The 20978-nt window shown below is 42.3% G+C and carries 20 protein-coding genes and 3 pseudogenes; 8 read left to right on the plus strand and 15 right to left on the minus strand.

Translation table 11 applies throughout. The annotated features are described in order from the left end of the window. Positions 1-32: 32 nt before the first annotated feature. The 5 genes from F988_RS12220 to F988_RS12240 are packed head-to-tail and all read right to left on the minus strand — an operon-like array spanning position 33 to position 3256. Positions 33-320, minus strand: coding sequence for an STAS domain-containing protein (locus F988_RS12220; RefSeq protein WP_004683295.1), 288 nt, complete (start codon positions 318-320; stop codon positions 33-35). An 11-nt stretch (positions 321-331) separates the two neighbouring features. After that, a complete protein-coding gene (locus F988_RS12225; protein ID WP_004683296.1) occupies positions 332-964 on the minus strand; it encodes an MlaC/ttg2D family ABC transporter substrate-binding protein in 633 nt (210 codons plus the stop codon). Positions 965-984: 20 nt separating this feature from the next. Then, positions 985-1662: an outer membrane lipid asymmetry maintenance protein MlaD gene (gene mlaD, locus F988_RS12230; protein ID WP_004683297.1), complete on the minus strand. Its 678-nt coding sequence runs from the start codon at positions 1660-1662 to the stop codon at positions 985-987. Next, complete coding sequence (gene mlaE, locus F988_RS12235; RefSeq protein WP_004678635.1) at positions 1662-2441, minus strand: lipid asymmetry maintenance ABC transporter permease subunit MlaE; 780 nt, start codon at positions 2439-2441, stop codon at positions 1662-1664. Before mlaE ends, mlaD begins: the two co-directional genes overlap by 1 nt. After that, entirely contained in the window at positions 2438-3256 is an 819-nt protein-coding gene (locus F988_RS12240; protein ID WP_004683298.1) for an ABC transporter ATP-binding protein, read from the minus strand. Before F988_RS12240 ends, mlaE begins: the two co-directional genes overlap by 4 nt. Positions 3257-3392: 136 nt before the next feature. On the opposite strand from F988_RS12240, the gene F988_RS15135 reads away from it, so the two are divergent. After that, entirely contained in the window at positions 3393-3587 is a 195-nt protein-coding gene (locus tag F988_RS15135) for a hypothetical protein (RefSeq protein WP_026040011.1), read from the plus strand. An 87-nt stretch (positions 3588-3674) separates the two neighbouring features. On the opposite strand, the gene F988_RS12250 is transcribed toward F988_RS15135, so the two are convergent. The 3 genes from F988_RS12250 to dxs all read right to left on the minus strand — a co-directional run bounded on the left by F988_RS12250 (position 3675) and on the right by dxs (position 8963). Further along, positions 3675-5648: a DEAD/DEAH box helicase gene (locus F988_RS12250; protein WP_004683299.1), complete on the minus strand. Its 1974-nt coding sequence runs from the start codon at positions 5646-5648 to the stop codon at positions 3675-3677. Positions 5649-6101: 453 nt separating this feature from the next. Continuing rightward, positions 6102-6932, minus strand: coding sequence for an inositol monophosphatase family protein (locus tag F988_RS12255; protein ID WP_004683302.1), 831 nt, complete (start codon positions 6930-6932; stop codon positions 6102-6104). Positions 6933-7067: 135 nt separating this feature from the next. Continuing rightward, entirely contained in the window at positions 7068-8963 is a 1896-nt protein-coding gene (gene dxs, locus F988_RS12260; RefSeq protein WP_004683303.1) for a 1-deoxy-D-xylulose-5-phosphate synthase, read from the minus strand. 304 nt (positions 8964-9267) lie between these two features. On the opposite strand from dxs, the gene ribA reads away from it, so the two are divergent. The 4 genes from ribA (at position 9268) to aroE (ending at position 12407) form a co-directional block, all read left to right on the plus strand. Next, complete coding sequence (ribA, locus tag F988_RS12265; protein WP_004683304.1) at positions 9268-9870, plus strand: GTP cyclohydrolase II; 603 nt, start codon at positions 9268-9270, stop codon at positions 9868-9870. Positions 9871-9924: 54 nt separating this feature from the next. Next, the gene (locus F988_RS12270; protein WP_004683306.1) at positions 9925-10467 is read left to right on the plus strand and encodes a hypothetical protein; all 543 of its coding nucleotides are present in this window, start codon (positions 9925-9927) and stop codon (positions 10465-10467) included. A gap of 69 nt (positions 10468-10536) precedes the next feature. Beyond that, a complete protein-coding gene (gene hemF, locus F988_RS12275; protein ID WP_004683308.1) occupies positions 10537-11478 on the plus strand; it encodes an oxygen-dependent coproporphyrinogen oxidase in 942 nt (313 codons plus the stop codon). A 140-nt stretch (positions 11479-11618) separates the two neighbouring features. Next, a complete protein-coding gene (aroE, locus tag F988_RS12280; RefSeq protein ID WP_004683310.1) occupies positions 11619-12407 on the plus strand; it encodes a shikimate dehydrogenase in 789 nt (262 codons plus the stop codon). A gap of 64 nt (positions 12408-12471) precedes the next feature. Here the strand turns inward: aroE and F988_RS12285 are convergent, their stop codons facing one another. Together F988_RS12285 and F988_RS12290 are read right to left on the minus strand one after the other, a co-directional pair. Further along, the gene (locus F988_RS12285; protein ID WP_004678652.1) at positions 12472-12789 is read right to left on the minus strand and encodes a hypothetical protein; all 318 of its coding nucleotides are present in this window, start codon (positions 12787-12789) and stop codon (positions 12472-12474) included. Between the two features lie 23 nt (positions 12790-12812). Beyond that, positions 12813-13265: pseudogene (locus F988_RS12290) on the minus strand (hypothetical protein); the annotation flags it as partial. A gap of 239 nt (positions 13266-13504) precedes the next feature. On the opposite strand from F988_RS12290, the gene F988_RS12295 reads away from it, so the two are divergent. Continuing rightward, a complete protein-coding gene (locus F988_RS12295) occupies positions 13505-15328 on the plus strand; it encodes an acyl-CoA dehydrogenase C-terminal domain-containing protein (protein ID WP_004683312.1) in 1824 nt (607 codons plus the stop codon). Between the two features lie 53 nt (positions 15329-15381). Here F988_RS12295 and F988_RS12300 read toward each other — a convergent pair whose 3' ends face one another. Continuing rightward, complete coding sequence (locus tag F988_RS12300; protein WP_004683314.1) at positions 15382-16026, minus strand: hypothetical protein; 645 nt, start codon at positions 16024-16026, stop codon at positions 15382-15384. Positions 16027-16379: 353 nt separating this feature from the next. Here F988_RS12300 and F988_RS12305 point away from each other — a divergent pair, with 353 nt between their 5' ends. Beyond that, entirely contained in the window at positions 16380-16649 is a 270-nt protein-coding gene (locus F988_RS12305; RefSeq protein WP_004683315.1) for a PspC domain-containing protein, read from the plus strand. A 65-nt stretch (positions 16650-16714) separates the two neighbouring features. On the opposite strand, the pseudogene F988_RS12310 reads toward F988_RS12305, so the two are convergent. The 4 genes and pseudogenes from F988_RS12310 to F988_RS12325 all read right to left on the minus strand — a co-directional run bounded on the left by F988_RS12310 (position 16715) and on the right by F988_RS12325 (position 20466). After that, positions 16715-17824: pseudogene (locus F988_RS12310) on the minus strand (HPP family protein). A gap of 111 nt (positions 17825-17935) precedes the next feature. Next, positions 17936-18352 (minus strand): lysozyme inhibitor LprI family protein, encoded by a 417-nt coding sequence (locus F988_RS12315; RefSeq protein ID WP_004683320.1) that lies wholly within the window; start codon positions 18350-18352, stop codon positions 17936-17938. Positions 18353-18406: 54 nt separating this feature from the next. Continuing rightward, positions 18407-19201 carry a TIGR03915 family putative DNA repair protein gene (locus F988_RS12320; protein WP_004683322.1) on the minus strand — a complete coding sequence of 265 codons (795 nt, stop codon included), beginning with the start codon at positions 19199-19201 and terminating at the stop codon, positions 18407-18409. A 2-nt stretch (positions 19202-19203) separates the two neighbouring features. Next, complete coding sequence (locus F988_RS12325; protein ID WP_004683324.1) at positions 19204-20466, minus strand: putative DNA modification/repair radical SAM protein; 1263 nt, start codon at positions 20464-20466, stop codon at positions 19204-19206. Between the two features lie 276 nt (positions 20467-20742). Between F988_RS12325 and F988_RS14830 the strand changes: the two are divergent. Then, positions 20743-20978: pseudogene (locus F988_RS14830) on the plus strand (IS4-like element ISAba33 family transposase); the annotation flags it as partial.

Here is a 20978-nt window from a genome sequence, read left to right on the forward strand (position 1 = left end):
ATAAAAAAGCTCTTTTTTCGATTCATACAATATCAAATCAAAATAAGGTCATCTTCTAAATGACAAGCTTGGATGATTTTCAGCATTTTCTCAGGGACATTTTTAAAATGCAGCCCTTTACTTTCAGGGGTTTGACGCAACCATTGCACTAATACAGCGAGAGACAAGGTGCTGCCCTGTTCAAGCTGAGCAAGATCAACAATCAAAGGAAAATGCTGATGTTGTTGAATATGCGCTAAGCCTGATTGGTAAATCTGCTCTGCATTTTCAAAATCGATCGTCTTAGGAACGATAAGTTGCTGATCAATATACTGAATCACCCTTCACCTACTTATTTTTTAGTGACTGCAGCATCTGCATCAGGTTTAAAAGTTGCAATCGCTTTATTGATATCACCACCATTACGCTGAACCGTTGCCGCAAATTGGTTACGGAACTGTAAACCAAGGTCAACGCCAGATACATTGATATTACGTACTTTCCACTGATCGCCCTTGTCCGTTAACTGGAACGACACAGGAATCTTTTCACCATTGTGCAGGAAGTCTAAAGTTACCACAGGGTTTTTACTGTTTGACGCTTTATAAGGGCGCATGGTATAGCTTTCGTTGGTGTATTTCGCAAAAGCACCACCATAGTTTTCGATGATCACTTCACGGAAGTTTTTCTCAAACTGGGCGCGCTGTGCAGCATTGGTATATTGGTTATTGGCATAAGTACCCAACACAATACGTGTAAACGCCTGTGAGTCTACATAGGGGTCGAGATTTTGACGAATAATCGTTCTTACCAAAGCTGGGTTATTTTGTAATTTCGCATTATCTGCCTTTAAACGGGTAATCAACCCATCAGCGACACGCTTGACAAAATCAGGTGGAGTTTCTGTTGGTGCTGCAAATGCTGTGGTTGCAAGCATAGCCAACAATACGCTGGTTGTTAGCGTTTGTTTCAATAATGTGTTCACGGACAATCTCCTAACCTAAATTACTCAGCGAAAGATGGTTCTGCTTCAGCAGCGGCTGGCTGCGAAGTTGAATCCTCTGTTGCGGTTGAGCCAGCTGTGGCTTTACCAGCACCACCTGTAATAAATTTGCTAATTAAATCTTCTAAATCCATTGTACCCTGGGTATTTGAAACTACATCACCACGTTTAAGGTAGTTCACACCACCACCTGGCACCACTTTCAAATATTTCTCACCCAGAAGACCATTGGTTGCAACCATAATATAAGCATCCTCATCCAGGCTGGTGATGGAGGTCATGTTGCGGATGAGTTGCTGTTCCATTTCTTTTTGTTTCGCGGCATCGGCCTGCTCATAGTCAGCACTGTAGCGCAACTCTTCAAGTGCGTTCTTTTGCACTTCCTTGAGTTGCTCTGGACTAAAGCTGGTCAAGTTACCATCAAGGTCAAACTTGACTGTTGCCAGACGTGACACTGGATCAAGGGTAATGGATTCTACACGGCCAATGGTGACACCACTCATGGTTACCTTGGCACGTGGTTTTAAACCATTCACATTATCAAACTGCGCTGTCATGCTGTAGCTGTCACGTAAATTGGTACCCACCAAGCCACTGACCTTCATCGCAAGAAAAAATAGAGCGATACCGAAGATAATGACAAAAATACCTACGGCCAGCTCACTAGTACGTGATTTCATTAAATCCCTCCGAACATGACCGCAGTCAACACGAAATCAAAACCTAATACACAAAGTGAAGAATATACGACCGTTCTGGTCATTGCAGTCGCGATACCTTCAGGTGTCGGGTCACAGGCATAGCCCTGATAGACCGCTACCCATGTACAAATCAGGGCAAATACAATACTTTTAATAATGGTGCCATTGAAAATATCATGCCAGAACTGCACGCTGCTTTGCATACCACTCCAGAATGAACCTTCATCAGCGCCCAAGAAATCAACACCCACCATCTTGCCGCCAATAATGCCAATGGTTGCAAAAATCACGGTGAGCATTGGCAGACTGACAATCCCTGCCCATAAACGTGGGGAAACAATTTGACGAAGTGGATCAACCCCGATCATTTCCATACTGGCAAGCTGTTCACTCTGCTTCATGGAACCAATTTCAGCGGTCAATGCTGAACCTGCACGGCCTGCGAACAGCAAGGCAGCCACCACAGATGCCAGTTCACGTAATAGTGTCAGTGAAATTGCTGTACCCAGCATCGCCTCACTGCCAAAGGTGACCAGAATGCTATACATCTGCAAGCCAAGAACAGCACCAATAAACAAGCCTGAAACTGCGATAATCAGCAGGGACATCACCCCAACACGATACATCTGGTACACAAAACGCTGAAAGCCACCTTTAGATGGCATGGAAAATAAAACTTGCAGCAGCATCAGTGCCGCAGCACCAATTCCCTTTATTCGCTCAATAACGAGTCTACCTAGCCAGGCAATCGCATTCATGGACGAACCTCGTTATCTAAATATGCTTGGTGAGTAAATTGATATTCGACAGGTCCCTCAACCGAACCTGTTAAAAACTGGCGCACAAATGGTGATGCGTGATTTTTTAATTGTTCAGGTGAACCTTCACCCTGAATTTTACCTTCCGCCACCACATAAATATAGTCAGCAATCGACAGTGTCTCTGAGACATCATGTGAGACAACAATGGTCGTTAAATCCAACGCTTCACGCAGGGAACGGATTAAACGGGTAAGCACCCCCATCACTATCGGGTCCTGTCCTGCAAAGGGTTCGTCATACATGATCAGTTCAGGATCAAGTGCAATGGCACGTGCCAAAGCCACACGGCGGTTCATACCACCCGAAAGCTCAGTTGGCATCAACTGCTCAGCCCCACGTAAACCGACGGATTCAAGTTTTAATGCCACCAGTTCTGAGATGAGGTGTTCTGGCAATTTGGTATGTGCACGAATCGGGAATGCCACATTTTCATAGACCGACATATCGGTAAACAGCGCACCACTCTGGAATAACATGCCCATACGGGCACGCGCAGCGAATAATTCATGACGTGACATTGCAGCAATATTTTTGCCATCCAGCAAAACTTCGCCCTGATCGGGGCTCAGTTGTCCACCAATCAAACGCAATAGAGTGGTCTTACCTGTACCTGATGGTCCCATAATGGCAGTAATTTGACCACGTCGAATTTTAAGGCTGATATCGTCATAAATGACGCGTTCTCCTCGATTAAAGCTCAGGTTTTTAACTTCAATTAGGGCTTCGCTATCGAGAGGAGATTTGTTATTCATAATGGCATTCATTCCTGCACTTTTTATGCACGCATACTATACACTGAAAGACTAAATCGTTGTTTTTATTTTGATGAGCGACGTATGAAGATTGTTAATTTATGTAGTTATTTTTTGAGACGACCTGACTGGTGGTTTGGCTGGAATTGACATTTACGGAATCGGCGTGATTGGCATCAAAAAGTGCATAGGCGAAAAACAGGCCATTACACAGCATCAAAATGACAAAAAGGAATGGCAGTCCATCATTTCATATGAAAAACCACATTTGACTCAAAAGACTTTTGATTTGATTAAGCCTTTTTTATTTCTTATGCAAAATTTGAATTAGCACACATTTTAACAATTTTACCTGACTAATCCCAAACAAAAAAGCCAGTTTTACAACTGGCTTCTTCTTTTCATCGGTTTTTAACGATTAAAAATCGTTTTTGCGACGACGGTCACCACCGAAGCCACTTTCACGTGCTGGACGATCACCAAAATCACGCTTTGGACGGTCTTCACCACCGAAACTACGCTTTGGACGGTCTTCACCACCGAAACTACGTTTTGGGCGATCTTCACCACCGAAACTACGTTTTGGGCGATCTTCACCACCGAAACTACGTTTTGGACGGTCACTGAAACCACCCTCACGTTGTGGACGATCACCAAAATCGCGCTTTGGACGGTCGCCGAAGCCACCCTCGCGTTGTGGACGATCACCAAAATCACGTTTTGGACGGTCACCGAAACCACCCTCACGTTGTGGACGATCACCAAAATCACGTTTTGGACGGTCGCTAAAACCACCCTCACGGCGTGGTTTATAGTCTACGCGGTTGCCACGGTTGTCATCATTCGCGTCAAAACGTGGTTTATCGTTAAAACCACCCTCACGGCGTGGACGGTCAGAATTGAACTCGCGGCGTGGACGCTCTTCACCACCAAAGCTACGCTTTGGACGGTCTTCAAAACCGCCTTCACGGCGTGGGCGATCAGAATTAAACTCGCGACGTGGGCGGTCTTCACCAGCAAACGCTGGACGCTCACCACGAGGTTTGTCATCAAAGCTACGACGTGGACGATCATCACCGCCTTCACGACGCTTAAAGTTACTTTCACCTTCAAAACGACGACCACCACCAAAACCACCACGACCGCCGCCATCACGACCACCACGGCTACGACCACCGCCATCACGACCACGACCACCACCATCACGACCTGAACGAGCAGGAGGTGGAGATGGCTCTAAACCTTCGATTTCAGATACATTTAAACGTGCATCTAAATAATCTTCTAAAGCACGGATTTTGCCACGCTCACGGTAAGTTGCCAAAGTAACAGCTTGACCTGTACGACCCGCACGACCTGTACGACCAATACGGTGTACATAGTCTTCATTTTTCATCGGTAAACCGAAGTTGATTACGTGTGAAATTGTTGGTACGTCTAAACCACGCGCTGCAACGTCAGTCGCCACCAGGATTTTTGCACGGCCTTCACGAATACTACGTAAACGACGGTTACGAACGGTTTGAGGCATTGCACCATGTAGCGCAACAACCGAGTGACCTGCTTCAGCCAATTCTTCAGCAAGCATATCTGTATCTTCTTGCGTGCTTGCGAATACAACAGCTTGATCTACTGATTCGTCAGATAACCAATGCGTAAGTAATTTTTTCTTGTGTTCGAAACCATCAGTCCAATGTAATGTTTGCGTTACATCAGTATTGGTGCTGTGACCAGTTTCGATTGCAATACGTTGTGGATCATTCATCATACGCTCAGCAAGACGAATAATACGATCTGCAAATGTTGCAGAGAACATCAATGTTTGTTTACGGTTTGCAGCTAATTCACCAATTGCTTCTAAGTCTTCAGAGAAACCTAGATCAAGCATACGGTCAGCTTCATCAACAATTAATGATTCAACTTTATCAAGTTTAATTTGACGACGGTTTACAAGGTCAAGTAAACGACCTGGAGTCGCGACAACAACCTGAGCGCCTTTAAGCTGTTGAATTTGCTTACCAAAAGGCATACCACCCATAATTGCAGCAATACGAACACCTTTCATGTGACGTACAAATGCAATCGCATCTTGGCTAACTTGTTGAGCCAATTCACGTGTAGGAGAAATAACCAAAATAGTGGGTTGTGTTACGGCTTTCATACGGTCTTTAAACGAAACAAAAGCTTCTTCGCCAGCTAAAGCATTCAATGTAGGGAGTAAGAATGCAGCTGTTTTACCAGAACCAGTCTGGCTTGAAACTAATAAATCTTTACCTGCTAAAGCAGCGGGAATCGCTTGTTCTTGCACAGGAGTTGGTGTGGTAAAACCTAAACCTTCAAGCGCTTGTTGTAAGGTTTCGTGTAAAGAAAATTCGGCAAAAGTTTTGCTCATAGAGAGTTTCACCCTAATGGGTGCTCCATTTTAATAAATACAAAAAATAGACATCGGCAACAAGCGGCAAAGCGACTCAAGCTGAATATAAATACAATTCAGTGGCAATCCGAATAACGACGATGTGGACTAAACGCACGCTTGATTACTGCCTCAACCTGAAGAATCGCTAAGCGATTTGGGCGCAAGATGTGGTCCTCTCTATGGACAGCGAGCGCATAATATGAATAGAACTGAATGTTCAGGTAATGAACTGGAATTTAAGTGCGTGGGCGGATTATAGCAGAATAATTTTAAAAGTCACCTTTTTTAATAGGTTTTTCTATTGAATCACCTTTATTATTTGTATCTGAGCGATTACTAAAGAAATCATGACCAAGATAGCTCTTTAATTATTCTCAAGTCCTCATAAAAAACCCTCAAATATTGAGGGTCTTTTTAGTAATCTATAAATTATTTTGCAGCTTCGCCCCAAGCTGGAACAACCGCCTGCATCAACGGTTTTAACATCTTGAGTGAACAGGCAATCACCTGACCATTGTCAAATGAATCATTACCACCACGTGCATCAACGACTGCACCGCCCGCTTCCTTTACAATCAACTCACCCGCGGCAATATCCCACGGTTTTAAACCAAGTTCAAAGAAACCATCAAAACGACCTGCAGCGACATAAGCTAAATCTAAAGCAGCAGAGCCACCACGACGGATTTGCGCGCCTGATTTAGTTATAGCCAACAAAGAAGCGAAATGCTGTTCTGCATAAGATACGATTTCACCGTTGCGCTTTGCGCGGTAAGGATGCCCAACCGCAAGGAAAGTATTTTCCAAGGAATCTTTTAGATTGACACGAATACGGCGCTGGTTCATGACTGCACCACGGCCACGGCTTGCAGAGAATAATTCATCACGCACTGGATCGTAGATCACACCGTGCTGAGTTACGCCTTTATGTTGTACAGCGATAGAAATACAGAAATGAGGAAAACCGTTGATAAAGTTTTGAGTACCATCTAAAGGATCAATCACCCAGCACCAATCTGCATCGTGACCTTTACCTTCTTGCATGCCAAACTCTTCACCAAGGAAGCTATGGTTTTTATAACTTTTACGAAGCGTATCAATTGTAAGTTGTTCGATATAACGGTCAACACGCGTTACTGGACCATCAATGCCTTTTTCTTCAACTTGTAAATCGAGTTTATGACGATTTTGATGTGCCTTTAAAAGCTCTTGACCAACTGTTTGAGCCGCACGCGCAGCCATAACCACCATAGGTTCCATTGAACACCCACTACAAATTTGAAGATTTTGACAAAGAATAATGCATAAAAGCCCCTATATTCTATCAAATATAAGGGCTTTTAGGTAAAAAATGTTTGCGAAAGATTATTTTCTAATTTACAAAGCGTTAGCGATCTATAACCAAGCTTGTTCTATTGAAAGTAAAATACCTTTGGCATCTAAGCCACAGTCAATGAGCATTTGCTGATGAGTTGCTTGATTTAAAAATGCATCTGGCAAACCTAGATTTAAAATTGGCTTAATGATTTTAGCGCATGCTAAAAATTCATTTACTGCACTTCCCGCACCAGCCATAACCGCATGTTCCTCTACAGTCACAAAAAATTTTGTGTCAGTAGCTAAGTCACGAAGCATCTGCTCATCTAATGGTTTTACAAACCGCATGTTGACCACAGATACAGCAACCGAATATTTACTTGCAAATAATTCTGCTGCTTCAACTGATGCTGCAACACGGCTACCAAAAGCAAGGATACTGATCTGCTGATCTGCGTCCTGATTAAATTGCGCAACGATTTCAGCTTTACCAATTTCTAAAGCAGTCATCTGTTGTTGGATTTCAGCACCTGTACCGACACCACGTGGATAACGTACGGCAGTTGGTCCATTATAGTGATATGCAGTGTGTAGCATTTGACGACATTCATTTTCGTCTTTTGGCGCCATGATCACCATGTTAGGTACAGTACGCATATAGGCATAATCATAGGCACCTGCATGGGTTGGACCATCTTCACCGACTAAACCAGCACGATCAATTCCAAAAGTCACATCCAGATTCTGTAACGCAACATCATGGATCAACTGGTCATAGCCACGCTGTAAAAAGGTCGAATAGATTGCTACAACAGGTTTTAAACCTTCACACGCCATACCCGCGGCTAAAGTCACTGCATGTTGTTCAGCAATCGCAACGTCAAAGAAACGTTCAGGGTATTGCTTTGCAAACTGAACCATCCCTGAACCTTCACACATCGCTGGAGTAATCGCCAGTAAACGATCATCTTGCGCTGCTTCATCACATAACCATTGTCCAAACACGTCTGAGTATTTAGGCGGTGATTTTTTTGCAGGAGCAGATGCTGTAGGTACAATTTTAGTAATAGCATGATAGGTAATCGGGTCTGCTTCAGCTGGCGCAAATCCTTTACCCTTTTTGGTATAAATATGCACTAAACGAGGGCCTTTACGTTTTTTTAGCGCATGGAAAACTTGTGTGAGTTGTTCAACATCATGCCCATCAAATGGCCCAAAATAATCAAAACCAATCGCTTTAAATAAGTTATCCGCTGCATCTGTTGCAGACTGATGTAACCTTGAGTTATAAGTCCACTTCGGATGTGGCTGAACATAGGCTTCACCCTGTTCATTGACATTAATCAACTGACCTGTTTCCCAAATCGCCGCCAAATGCTTGGCAAAGCCGCCTGTACTGCAGGAGATCGACATATCATTGTCATTCAGCACCACAATCAGGTCGGCATCATGGGCAACCGCATCATTCATGGCTTCAAAGGCCATACCTGCGGTCATTGCACCATCACCGACAATGGCAACCACATCGCATGGGTCTTTTTGGTAGCGACGTGCCAACGCCATACCAAGACCAGCAGAAATTGCTGTTGATGAATGGCCTACCCCAAAAGTATCAAACTCGGATTCTTCACGGGCAGGAAATGCAGCCAAACCATCTTTGGCACGGATCGTGGTAATTCTGTCACGGCGACCTGTCAACACCTTGTGTGGATAAGCCTGATGACCCACATCCCAAACCAGACGGTCCTGAGGTGTATTAAAACAATAATGCAACGCAACCGTTAATTCGATTACACCAAGATTTGCGCCAAAGTGGCCACCGCTTTGCCCTGCCGCATACAAAATATATTGACGCAACTCATCCGCCACTTGTGGGAGCAGGCCTTGTTCGAGCTGACGTAACTGTTGTGGATGATCAATTCCATCTAACAATGGCGTAACAGGACGTTGAGTTGGAATTTCGGTATACAACATAATGTGGCGAAGCCTTTTTAAGCCTGGCAAATCCGAAGCTGGGTTAAATGGGGGCAATCATACAATTAAATATGATCTACCTTCAATCAGCCACATGGGCAAATGATGTCGTGCTAAACATTCTCATGCCAGTCTCGGGGACTGGCTGGCAGATTATCCTGAATTATGTCACTGTTTATCAACCATTATTGTGTGCTTTGTATGAAAAAGAAAAACTTATGTGAAAAATCAGAAATTCCAATTCACGCAATCTTCACACATTCAGCTATACTTTGACTGTTTTTATTATCATAGTGAGCGTTCTGTGCCAATTGAATTTGTTGCAACATCAAGGCTACCAACTGCTTTTGGTGACTTCAATATTTCCGTGTTTCAAGACCCAGCAACGGGCGAAGAGCATGTGGCGCTTTCCAAAGGACTAGAAACTGCACCAAATCAGCCCGTACTCGTGCGTATCCATTCTGAATGTTTGACTGGTGATGCCTTTGCCTCATTGAAGTGCGACTGTGGACCTCAGTTACAAGCCACACAACGAATGATCAATGAAGCGGCTCAGGGTGTGATTTTATATTTGCGTCAGGAAGGTCGTGGGATTGGCTTGACCAATAAAATTCGTGCCTATGCCCTACAGGATCAGGGGCATGATACCGTTGATGCAAACTTATTGTTAAATCTACCTGCTGATGCGCGTCGTTATGATATGTGCAGCATTATGCTCGATCATCTGCAAGTGAAAGAAGTAAAATTGCTGACGAACAATCCACTCAAACTAAAAGCACTCACTGATCTTGGAATTAATGTGGTCGAGCGCGTTCCGCTCACTGTAGGTCGTAATCCATTCAATGAACATTATTTAAAGACCAAACGTGAGCGTATGGATCATCTTTATCAAAAGGATGATTTTTGAGTATAATTACTCTTCTGTATATATTTTTAAAATTAACATACGAAGAGGGATAATATGACCACTGTTTCTATTCAGGGGAAAACTTACGGCATCTATCAATTTACAGGTGAAGTGGTTGATAATAATAAACAACGAGAAACTCGGGTACATGGCGGTGGTGGTGCAACCTATAATGGGACAGGCGGTACAGCTCCTGTAACTTCAAGTACCACGATTCATGATCAATTTTTTCTCATGGATGATAATGGTCAGGAGCATGATGTCACCTTATCAAACTGGAATGTCACCTTACGCACAGGTCATCGCATTCAAATAATATGGGTGATTCCAGAAAATAAGCAAGAAGGTCCTTATGTAGTTGTTAATAACTTAAATTTAAAGAAATTCCAGCGAAATGATCCTGTAATTGGACAACTTGCATCAGATCATTATATAAAACCCTTTTGGGCTGGTGTCGCAGGAATTATCGTCATTAGCTTTATGATTAAACTTATTTTATTACCTATTTTAGGTATTATCGGTGCATTCATCTACACAAAGAAACGTAATCAGGTAATCACCGAATTAAAAGCTGCTGTTGAAAAAGAAATGATTTAAATTCCTTACTTTTTTTATGGATTTATGTTTTGATGTAGCTAATTCCCAGATCACCTCAAGAGGATCATCATGCAGCATCCAACTTCAGCTGATATTCACCGTGTTCGTGAGTTTTTACTCGACCTACAGGCACGGATTTGTGCAGGATTAGAACAACAGGAACGTGCAGGCGGTGGCACCGCTGAGTTTATCATTGATGATTGGCAACGAACCGAAGGCGGTGGTGGTCGTTCCCGTGTTCTGCAAAATGGTGAAGTGATTGAAAAAGGTGGGGTCATGTTTTCCCACATCAATATCAGCAAGCTGCCTGCTTCCGCAACTGAACGCCATCCGCAGATTGCGGGCGCAAAGGCTCAGGCTTTGGGTGTGTCACTGGTCATTCATCCAAAAAATCCAAATATTCCAACCTCCCATGCCAATGTCCGTTTATTTGTGGCTGAACCTGAGGGACAGGACCCAGTGTGGTGGTTTGGCGGTGGTTTTGACTTAACCCCGTTCTATCCAGATGATCAGGATATTTTAGACTGGCATCAAACTGCCTATGACTTATGTCAGCCATTTGGTGAAAATGTTTATGCCGAGCATAAACAATGGTGTGATGATTATTTCTATTTAAAACACCGTGATGAACAGCGTGGCGTGGGTGGTTTGTTCTTTGATGATCTCAATCAATGGGATTTTGAAACCTGTTTTCAATATATGCAGGCTGTTGGTAATGGTTATTTAGCAGCAATCCTGCCAATTTTTGAAAAGCATCGTGAGCAGCCATATACCGAAGCTCAGCGCGAGTTCCAGTTGTATCGTCGTGGTCGTTATGTTGAATACAATCTGGTTTATGATCGTGGCACCTTGTTTGGTTTACAAACAGGTGGACGAATTGAATCGATCTTGGTCAGTTTACCTAATCTTGCAGGCTGGTCGTATCGTCCTGAATGGGATGAAAACTCACCTGAAAAACGTCTCACTGATTATTATTTAAAACCAAGAGACTGGTTGGGTTTAGAGAAGTAAAAATAAAAAGTCAAAATTCAAAAAAGGATTTTGACTAATACCGTATTTTATGAGAGATGTTAATCAGCCATGATTCGCTCTTGTCGGCTAAATCACACCTTTATACACTGCCTTTATTTTCTTTATTTTAGATTTTAATCATGACCAAACAATTTGCTGTCATTGGAAATCCAATTGAACAATCCCGCTCACCAGAATTGCATCATGCTTTTGCAGCAAAAACAGGAGTTGATTTAAACTATAAAAAAATTCTTGCACCACTGGATGGCTTTGAAAAAACCACCAAAGACTTCTTTGTTCAAGGTGGTGTGGGTATGAATGTGACTGTTCCTTTTAAAGAGCAGGCCTTTGCCTTATGTGATCAACTGACTGAACGCGCCAAGATTGCCAAAGCCGTGAATACCTTGTGGATGCAGGATGGCAAACTGTTTGGAGATAATACCGATGGTCAGGGTTTAGTTGCCGCCATTCAGGCTCTGGGCTGGAATCTTGCAAACAGCCGTATCCTGATTTTAGGGGCTGGCGGTGCGACCCGTGGTGTGATCTATCCACTGATGCAGGCAGGTGCAAAACAAATCGTGATTGCCAACCGTACCCTCGCCCGTGCGGAACAACTGGTTGACGATTTAAAAACGGCTGTCCCTGAAACTGAATTACAAACAATTGCTTTAGATCAGCTTTCAGGTGAATTTGATTTTGTGATTAATGCAACATCAGCAAGTTTAACTGGCGATGTGTTGCAACTTCCTGAAACACTGGTTTTCCATCACGCCTATGAAATGGCCTATGGCAAATCCTCCAGCTTTCTGGATCAGGCTCAGGCACGTCAGGTTCCATCCACCGATGGCTTTGGCATGTTGGTTGGACAGGCGATCGAAGCCTTTTCAATCTGGAATGGGGTCAAACCTGAACTCAAGGATTTTTTATAGTCGCTCAGTAAAATTCGGCAAAAAAGAACCTACGCAATCAGCAGGTTCTTTTTTTGGCACTCAATTATTTGCTGCTCAGCATTTTCTGGTAAACATCCTTAAAGATTTCATAATCAATAAATTCATTATGTTCAGCCTTTAAGTTCTTGATTGACTTCTCAGACAGCTTGTTTTGACGTGCATCCACATAAACCTGTCCCAAAATATTGGCTGTCTGTTCCAGCACGTTTTTTTCCTCAGGATATGCGCCATTTTCACGTTCAAACTGGATTTGATACTGTTTGGCAAAAATCTGCTGTGGCTGTTTATATTGCGCCTTTAATTTTTTCAGGGCCTGACGATCCTGATCACCACGCATGGCATCGTTGACAATACGGCCCACTGCCCGCCCCAGCTTGTCGTCAAAAGGTTGAATGATCCCATTTTCTGTCGGTAATGCACTGAACCCTCATATTCAAACTGCATGTCATTCAGAACATTGGCCATGACACGGGTAAACTTGTCCGCCTTGCTGCCGCCAAACTGTTTTGGCTGTTGGGCAAGGGTTTCATATCAAGCCTGCTTCTGTGCGGTGTTCAGGTTGACTTTCTGGTCGCGCAGATATTGATCAACCTTTTGCTTCACATTGGCATCCAGAGCCGCCTTGTCATCTTTGCTTACGCTTTTATTTTGGTCCAGATCAACATGGACATTAAATTTTCCACGGTAGTCATAGCTGGGATATTCATACCTCGCATTGATGCTGTTAATGGCTTTCTGTTCAAGGTTTGCAGTAGCAAAATTGGTTTTAATGACATGCTGAGAACATGCAGAAAGACTAAACCCCAATACACATAAAGTTAAATATTTTAAACGCATAGTTTTACCAAACACCTTTATATCATTATATTTACAACTGTAAATTTAATCATTTTCATATTTAAAATGAGTTTCAAACAGCAGCGAAAAGTTGACTTTTGCACACCTCTCTCATCTGATTAATTCGCTTTTCTGACAGTCTTTTCCATAGTGTTTATCAATGTATTTTTATCACCATTGTGAATAATCAAAGTATCGAAACAGATAATCCAAAATGATTCAAATACAGGATTAAGATTATGCCAGCTTATAAAGCCCCGCTCCGCGATATTCGTTTCTTAATGAACGAAATGTTAGATTATCCAGCCCATTACCAAACTTTGGCAAGTGGACAGAATGCTGATAAAGATACAGTTGATATGATTCTTGAAGGTGCGGCAGATTACTGCGAAAACGTACTTTCTCCACTGAACCAGTCAGGTGATGAAGAAGGCTGTACCTTTAACAACGGCGAAGTAACAACACCTAAAGGCTTCAAGGAAGCTTATGACCAGTTCGTCATGGGTGGCTGGCAAGGTCTTTCTTACCCAGAAGAATTTGGTGGTCAAGGCCTGCCAATGTCTTTAAACCTCATCAAGTCTGAAATGATGGGTACTGCAAACTGGTCATTCACCATGTACCCAGGTTTAAGTACAGGTTGTATGAACACCATCATCCAGTTCGGTACTGATGAGCAAAAAAATACCTATATGCCTAAACTGGTTGAAGGTACTTGGTCTGGCACAATGTGCTTAACTGAACCTCAATGTGGTACAGACTTAGGTCAAGTTAAAACTAAAGCTGAACCTGCTGCTGACGGTACTTATAAAATCTCTGGTACAAAAATCTTCATCTCTGCAGGTGAGCATGATTTAACTGAAAACATTATCCACATCGTACTTGCGCGTCTTCCAGACGCACCTGCTGGTACCCGTGGTATCTCGTTATTCATCGTGCCTAAGCTCATCCCAACTGCTGACGGCGGTGTAGGTGAGCGTAATACCGTATCTTGTGGTTCAATCGAACACAAAATGGGTATCCGTGCATCAGCAACTGCGGTATTGAACTTTGATAACGCAACTGGTTACCTCATTGGTGAAATCAACAAAGGTTTGCATGCAATGTTTACTTTCATGAACACTGCACGTATTGGTACAGCGGTTCAAGGTATTGCACATGCTGAACTTTCTTTCCAAGGTGCGTTACCTTATGCGAAAGACCGTATGTCTATGCGCGCACTTTCTGGTAAAAAAGAGCCAGAGCGTGTTGCTGATGCAATCATTCACCACGCAGACGTTCGCCGCATGCTTTTAACTCAAAAAGCTGTAGCTGAAGGTGGTCGTGCAATGATTTATCATGCTGCCAAACTTGCAGATAAAATGGCTGATGCGCTGGCAAGTGGTGATCAGGCTGCTTATGAAGCTGCCGATGACAAACTTGGTTTCTATACTCCAATTCTTAAAGGTTTCTTGACTGAATTAGGTTTGGAAGCTGCAAACCATGGTATCCAAGTATACGGCGGTCATGGTTACATCAAAGAATGGGGCATGGAACAAATCGCACGTGATGCACGTATCTCAACATTGTATGAAGGTACAACGGGTGTCCAAGCACTTGACTTATTAGGTCGTAAAGTTCTTTTAAGCTCAAAAGGTAAAGTTGTTCGTGACTATACTGCTGAAATCCTGAAGTTCTGTGCAACTCACGCTCGTAACAAATACTTACGTCGCTTCGCTTGGGACTTAACGAAGCTTTGCGCTCAATGGAACACATTAACTGTTCGCATCATGCTTGCAGCACGTAAAGACCGTGACATCGTATCTTCTGCTTCTAATGATTTCTTGATGTTCTCTGGTTATGTGATGATGGCTTACTTCTGGGCTCAACAGGCAGTGGTTGCTTCTGAAAAACTGGAAGCAGGCAATGGTGCTGAAACTCCTGAATTCTATAAAGCAAAAATCAAGGTTGCTGAATTCTACTTTGACCGTTTGTTGCCACGTGCGCAAGGTCATGCAGAATCAATGGTTTCGACTTCTCGTACCTTGACTTCACTTGTACCAGAACACTTCAGCTTTGATTACTAATCTGCACTGACAAAAAAGAGCGCTCGATGCGCTCTTTTTTTATTCTCAATTTTTTATTCCGACTTTTCAAAAACATAGGCTTTCTTGGGAAATGGATATTCTTTAAAGAACTTGCGGTTGCGGCCCTGATCCCCATTCCAGATTTTATCCAGATCCATCACAAGATTCTGGTCCTGATTGATCTGGTAATATAAATTCACGTCAGCGGCAGCACAGCGCACCACAATCTCTTTTTCCACTGGCTCAACATGCCACTGCACCTGCTTACAGGTTTGCTCAATTTTGGCAACATTACGCGATAAATCTGAACCCAGACGACCGAAACTGGTATTGGTCCAGTAGACAGAGCCATCCTCCAGCAAGTTCATAATATATTCCGCTTCTTTCTCGTTATTGACACAACCCGCGAAAGCATCGGTACATGGAATACGCGCATGATAACGCCCCACATAGGCCAGTTCAGTTTCAGACAGTTTAGTCGGTGTATGCTTGTGTGTCACAGGACGAGGCAGGGTGGCCTGTCCAGCAACCTGGGTTAATGACATCCCCTGCTGCGGGTCTGATTCCATGATTTCATGACTCGGTTGCGTCTGGGCCTGTTGTTTAGCGGATTCAGGGTGATGGCTATCACAGGCGCTCAACCCAAAGCTCAAGAGAGCACCTACGCTAAACCACGATAAGAATAACCTGAACTGCATATCCATAAATCTCTAACATCGATATCGTGACCATTTCACCTCACCATTCCAATAAATAAACTTTTTGGAAAGATCAAAACGATTGAACCGTTTTGTTATATGCCTCCAAAAGTCCATTCGTGGAGTATTTTGATAAGAGCGAAATTTCGATTAACCCAAGCCATATGCTTTAAGTCGGTGCATTTTAGGCGATACTGTCGTTTTTTCCATCAGCCTTTTACACACCGTAACGATTCTCCCATCTGTTTAAACTTTAAAAAAACCAGTTCATCCCTATCTCATTATTAACAGCGATTTATCATGAATGAAGTCTCATTCCGTTGCTGTATCAAATATTTTTGGAGAAAAATTAAATGGCCAATTCTGGTTTATACCGCTCAAACCAACAAAGCATGATCGCTGGTGTAATGGGCGGTATTGCGGAACGTTTTGGTTGGAATGCGAATTTACTACGTTTAATCTTTGTGATTATTTCAATTATGAGCGCCGCTTTCCCAGGTATTTTGGTGTATTTAATCATGTGGTTAGTCATTCCAAAAAGACAGGCGAATCGGGTTGAGCATGTACAAGGCTATCATCCACCTGTTAAGACAGTTGATGAAGATCAACACATAAAACGCTAATCCCACTTTCCTCTGTTGGTCGCTACGGTTGATTTACCCCTAATACAACCGTAGCTTTTTTTTGCTCAAAATACTGAAGATTGTTGTTTGATTTGCTGATGCAAGGCCGCAATCATATCAGCCCGACTAATAATTCCAATTAAACGTAGCTCTTCGACCACAGGAATATAATTAAAAGATTTTTCAACAAAATAAGGTACAAGATCTTGAATCGGTTGTAATGGATCAACTTTCACAACTCGACGACTCATGATCTGTTTCACATAATGTTGCCATGAATTTCGCGGATCAGTGGCACCCTTAAACCATTCCACCACCTCATATAAGGCCAGTGTTCCAACCAGTTTTTCCTCCGCATTGACGACAGGCAGACTCATGAGGTTGACTTCCTTGAACTTCTCTAAGGCCTGATGAATATCATCATCTTCATGTAGCTTGATGACATCCCGACTCATAATATCCTCACAGACAAAGTAACTATTCAGGCGTTCGCTTGCGTGTTCCTGTGCTTCTAAAATGATTTTCTCTAAATCGTATTGGCTGATATCCAATAGTTCAGTGTGTTGCTCTAAGGCATATTCGATATCTTTGGGTTGAATCGATACTTTTTGAGTAGGTGTTGGGTCTTTGGAACGCTCATTGACATGCGCGGTAATGGGATAATGCCGCCCAATTAAACGGTTAAAAAATACCGCAAATAGCAACAGTAAAATCGAGTTCAATAGCACGGGATACAGTACAAAATGAAATCCTAGACGATGGACTGCCTCACCACCCAAAACTGCGGTAATCGCCACTGCCCCACTCGGTGGATGCAAGGAGTCTGTAGTCATCATCATAAAAATAGCAAACCCAACCGCCACGCTAAATGCGCTGGTCAGATCAGGCAAATATTGAGTACAGGCCACCCCAATAATCCCTGCCAGCGTATTTCCAACAACCACATTCCAGGGTTATGCCAGTGGACTGTTGGGAACCGCGAATAGAAGCACTGACGATGCACCCATCGGTGCGATATACCATGCATTCATACCGCCCAATACATACCAACTAATTAAAGAGGATATTGCTAAACCACAAAGCGCGCCAAATCCAGAAAGTAAACGTTCTTTCAAAGGTAATATTTTGTAATTCGGTTTTAAGAAATTTAGCCAGTCTGATTGGGTAAAGCTCACAATGCACCTTGCTGGAATAGTGTTGTTTCATTGGTTGCAGCAGTATACGCCGACTCAGACTGAAGATGTATTTAAATTACAGTTTTAAATAATAACGAAAACTGATCAAGGTCAATTTAAATACTCCTCCAATTGCTCCAATCGCTCTGCATATTTTTGCATGGGACAAAACTCATACATCGGCGAACCGATATAAGCACCAGCATTACGGCACTCTTGATCGACAAAATTTTTCCAAAGCTGTTGTGATTTCATGATGTCCTGATAGCGTTCAGGCTGCTTGTATTCCTGACTCTGTTTTTTTATTTGATCCAATAACTGCACAATCTGCTTTGCATATACAGTTTTGGTTCTGGTGCTACAGATCTCCACCACAGCATTATTGATATTTCCCAGTTTTAGCTGTTGAATGGTGTCATCGATACATTGGCTATAAGGATCTATCGCTTTATCTTGCGTTTTGGCAAATACTAAAGTACTCAAACAAGCCATAATCAGTACCGCTGTTTTTAAGACTAATTTAGTCATGAATGTGCTCTTTTGTTATGTTGGTATTTTTAAAATAATAATCAAAAAAATGCCTTAAACATATTTTTCATTCAGATAACGCCAATAGCGTTTAGGTAAATATTGCACATGCAATTTCACATTCTGACGTTCTTTAATGTTGATACTATTAAAATAATCTTTCCAAAGCTGATCGTATAATTCTTCTTGTTCATCTAATTCTAATTGAAAGTTTTGACTGCCCCCATTTTCGATATTACGGTCAATCTGATTGGCTTCTAAAGAAACCTCGTGAATCTCTTTTAAATCATAATACAGACCATATTTGCGCTGTTCGTCATAAATCAACCAACGTTGATCTTGATAACGACGCTTAAAATGCGGCTGTATCAAAGGCAAGACATTAAAATCAGGTCGAACTAAACTTAAAAATAAACCATCTGTAGTTTTCTTAAACCGCACAAAAGCTTCCATACGATGCTTTTCGCGCCCGACCTTTTTCGTCCATTGCGAAATCGCTAAAACACTGGGATGAGAGTAATTTTTTTCGACTGAATGTTGATGCCGAAAAACATAGATACAGTAATTAAATAAATGCTGATAGGCATCCAAGGATTCAGATAAATAGGCAAAATAAAATTGTTTCAGAGATGAATGCGAAAGTTTCTGCTGTAAAGCTGACCAAACACGTGCTGCATGTTGCTCGTGATTTGGAATTTCAACTAAAGTGGCAAATAAACCATGCTGTGCACCTTGGTTTAAACACAGTTGCACGTGAAACTCTTTGAATTGAAAAGCACGAAATACGCAGTTGAGTAAACCGACCATTGAACCATCAAAGTAGTAATAAACCACTGCATCACTGAGCATGTTTAAAATCCTAAACTCAGCTGAGGTGACAGCTGTTTCACGTACTTGGATGAACCCTGCGTTAATATTTGCTGGCGAATATCAGCCGTAGAAAGTTCCTTTTGAAACCGTGGACTGTCTTCACAACGAATAAAAAACTGGGCACGTGAATACGCCACACCGAGTTGCTTCAATAAATCAGTATGTATCTTGCCAAAACGACGCGCTTGCACGATTTTCTTGGCAGACTTTATGCCGATGCCTGGTACACGAAGGATCATGCGATAGTCAGCACGATTTAAATCCACTGGAAACTGCTCGGGATGACGCAACGCCCAACTCAGTTTGGGGTCTACGTCCAAATCTAAATGTGGGTGTTTTTCATTGACGATTTCATTGACTTCAAAACCATAAAAACGCATCAACCAATCACTTTGATAAAGCCGATTTTCCCTTAATAAAGGCGGTGCCGAACCGACCGCTGGTAAATAGTTATTTTCTGTGTTGATTGGAATATAGCCTGAGAAATACACCCGTTTCAGTTTAAATTCCTTGTAATGTCGATCTGCCATCACAAGTACGTCTTGATCAGTTTCCTGATGTGCGCCGACCACCATTTGCGTGGTCTGCCCTGCGGGCACATATTTCGGCACATGCTTAATAATTTGACGTTCATCTTTGAGTTGAATGAGTCGATCTCGAACCAATCCTAAGTCTTTTTGTACTTCTTGATGTGATTTTTCAGGGGCAAACGCTTTTAACCCAACCTCGGTTGGCATTTCCAGATTAATACTCATACGATCCGCATAAAACCCTGCTTCATGAATCAGTTCAGGCGATGCTCCAGGAATAGTTTTGAGATGAATATAGCCATTAAAATTTTCTTCGAGACGTAGTTTTTTCACCACTTGAAGCATCCGCTCCATCGTATAGTCTGCGGATTTAAAAATACCTGAGCTCAGGAATAATCCCTCTATATAATTACGACGATAAAAATTAATGGTCAGATCAACCACTTCTTGTACGGTAAATGCAGCACGTTTCACATCATTAGAACGGCGCGACACACAATAAGCACAATCAAAAATACAGACATTACTGAACAAGATTTTCAGTAAAGAAACACAGCGTCCATCTTCGGTATAACTATGGCAAATCCCTGCCCGACTGGCATCGCCTAAACCTTTGTCTTTATTCTTACGGTCACTACCACTAGAGGAACAGGACACATCATATTTAGCTGCATCGGCAAGAATTTGTAATTTTTCACGAATGCGATCAGACATAGCAAACACCTCAGTGACAAGATCATTTCAAAGCTAACATTTCATGATTTGAAAATTAAGATTGGTAAAGATGTTATGCGTCATGAGGTGACGTTTATGTGAATGATCTCCCATTCAGGACTTTGCCAACTGGGAAAATATGTCGGCTATTGGGTACGTTTTGAATTAACTCGAAAATTAAACAAAAGCGTTTAAATAATTTATTCTCTGTACACGACAAAAATAGATAACTCATTGAAATAATGTCACAATAATTGTTTTCTAACGACGAATACTATGACACATCTCAATGAGTTATATCTTATCTTAAACAAATCTCTAAAATGGAACAAGTCACATTTAAAGTGCTTTTCGCTCATCATGCTTGCGATCATTTTAAAGCAAACGTGCAATCTTTCTTCTGCATCTAAAGCCTTGCCCATCAAGTGCTTACCACAATCATTTTATCGGCGTATGCAGCGCTTCTTTGCAGGTCAGTATTTTGATTATCGTCAAATTTCTCAGTTGATTTT

The organism is Acinetobacter parvus DSM 16617 = CIP 108168, from assembly GCF_000368025.1.
GTDB classification, from domain to species: Bacteria; Pseudomonadota; Gammaproteobacteria; order Pseudomonadales; family Moraxellaceae; genus Acinetobacter; species Acinetobacter parvus.

Coding starts and splice junctions, on each gene's coding strand:
- F988_RS12325 (WP_004683324.1), bottom strand. CDS start 20,466: ATGTCTGATCGCATTCGTGAAAAATTACAAATTCTTGCCGATGCAGCT.
- hemF (WP_004683308.1), top strand. CDS start 10,537: ATGCAGCATCCAACTTCAGCTGATATTCACCGTGTTCGTGAGTTTTTA.
- mlaE (WP_004678635.1), bottom strand. CDS start 2,441: ATGAATGCGATTGCCTGGCTAGGTAGACTCGTTATTGAGCGAATAAAG.
- aroE (WP_004683310.1), top strand. CDS start 11,619: ATGACCAAACAATTTGCTGTCATTGGAAATCCAATTGAACAATCCCGC.
- F988_RS12270 (WP_004683306.1), top strand. CDS start 9,925: ATGACCACTGTTTCTATTCAGGGGAAAACTTACGGCATCTATCAATTT.
- F988_RS12240 (WP_004683298.1), bottom strand. CDS start 3,256: ATGAATAACAAATCTCCTCTCGATAGCGAAGCCCTAATTGAAGTTAAA.
- F988_RS12250 (WP_004683299.1), bottom strand. CDS start 5,648: ATGAGCAAAACTTTTGCCGAATTTTCTTTACACGAAACCTTACAACAA.
- F988_RS12315 (WP_004683320.1), bottom strand. CDS start 18,352: ATGACTAAATTAGTCTTAAAAACAGCGGTACTGATTATGGCTTGTTTG.
- F988_RS12305 (WP_004683315.1), top strand. CDS start 16,380: ATGGCCAATTCTGGTTTATACCGCTCAAACCAACAAAGCATGATCGCT.
- F988_RS12320 (WP_004683322.1), bottom strand. CDS start 19,201: ATGCTCAGTGATGCAGTGGTTTATTACTACTTTGATGGTTCAATGGTC.
- F988_RS12300 (WP_004683314.1), bottom strand. CDS start 16,026: ATGCAGTTCAGGTTATTCTTATCGTGGTTTAGCGTAGGTGCTCTCTTG.
- mlaD (WP_004683297.1), bottom strand. CDS start 1,662: ATGAAATCACGTACTAGTGAGCTGGCCGTAGGTATTTTTGTCATTATC.
- F988_RS12255 (WP_004683302.1), bottom strand. CDS start 6,932: ATGGAACCTATGGTGGTTATGGCTGCGCGTGCGGCTCAAACAGTTGGT.
- dxs (WP_004683303.1), bottom strand. CDS start 8,963: ATGTTGTATACCGAAATTCCAACTCAACGTCCTGTTACGCCATTGTTA.
- F988_RS12295 (WP_004683312.1), top strand. CDS start 13,505: ATGCCAGCTTATAAAGCCCCGCTCCGCGATATTCGTTTCTTAATGAAC.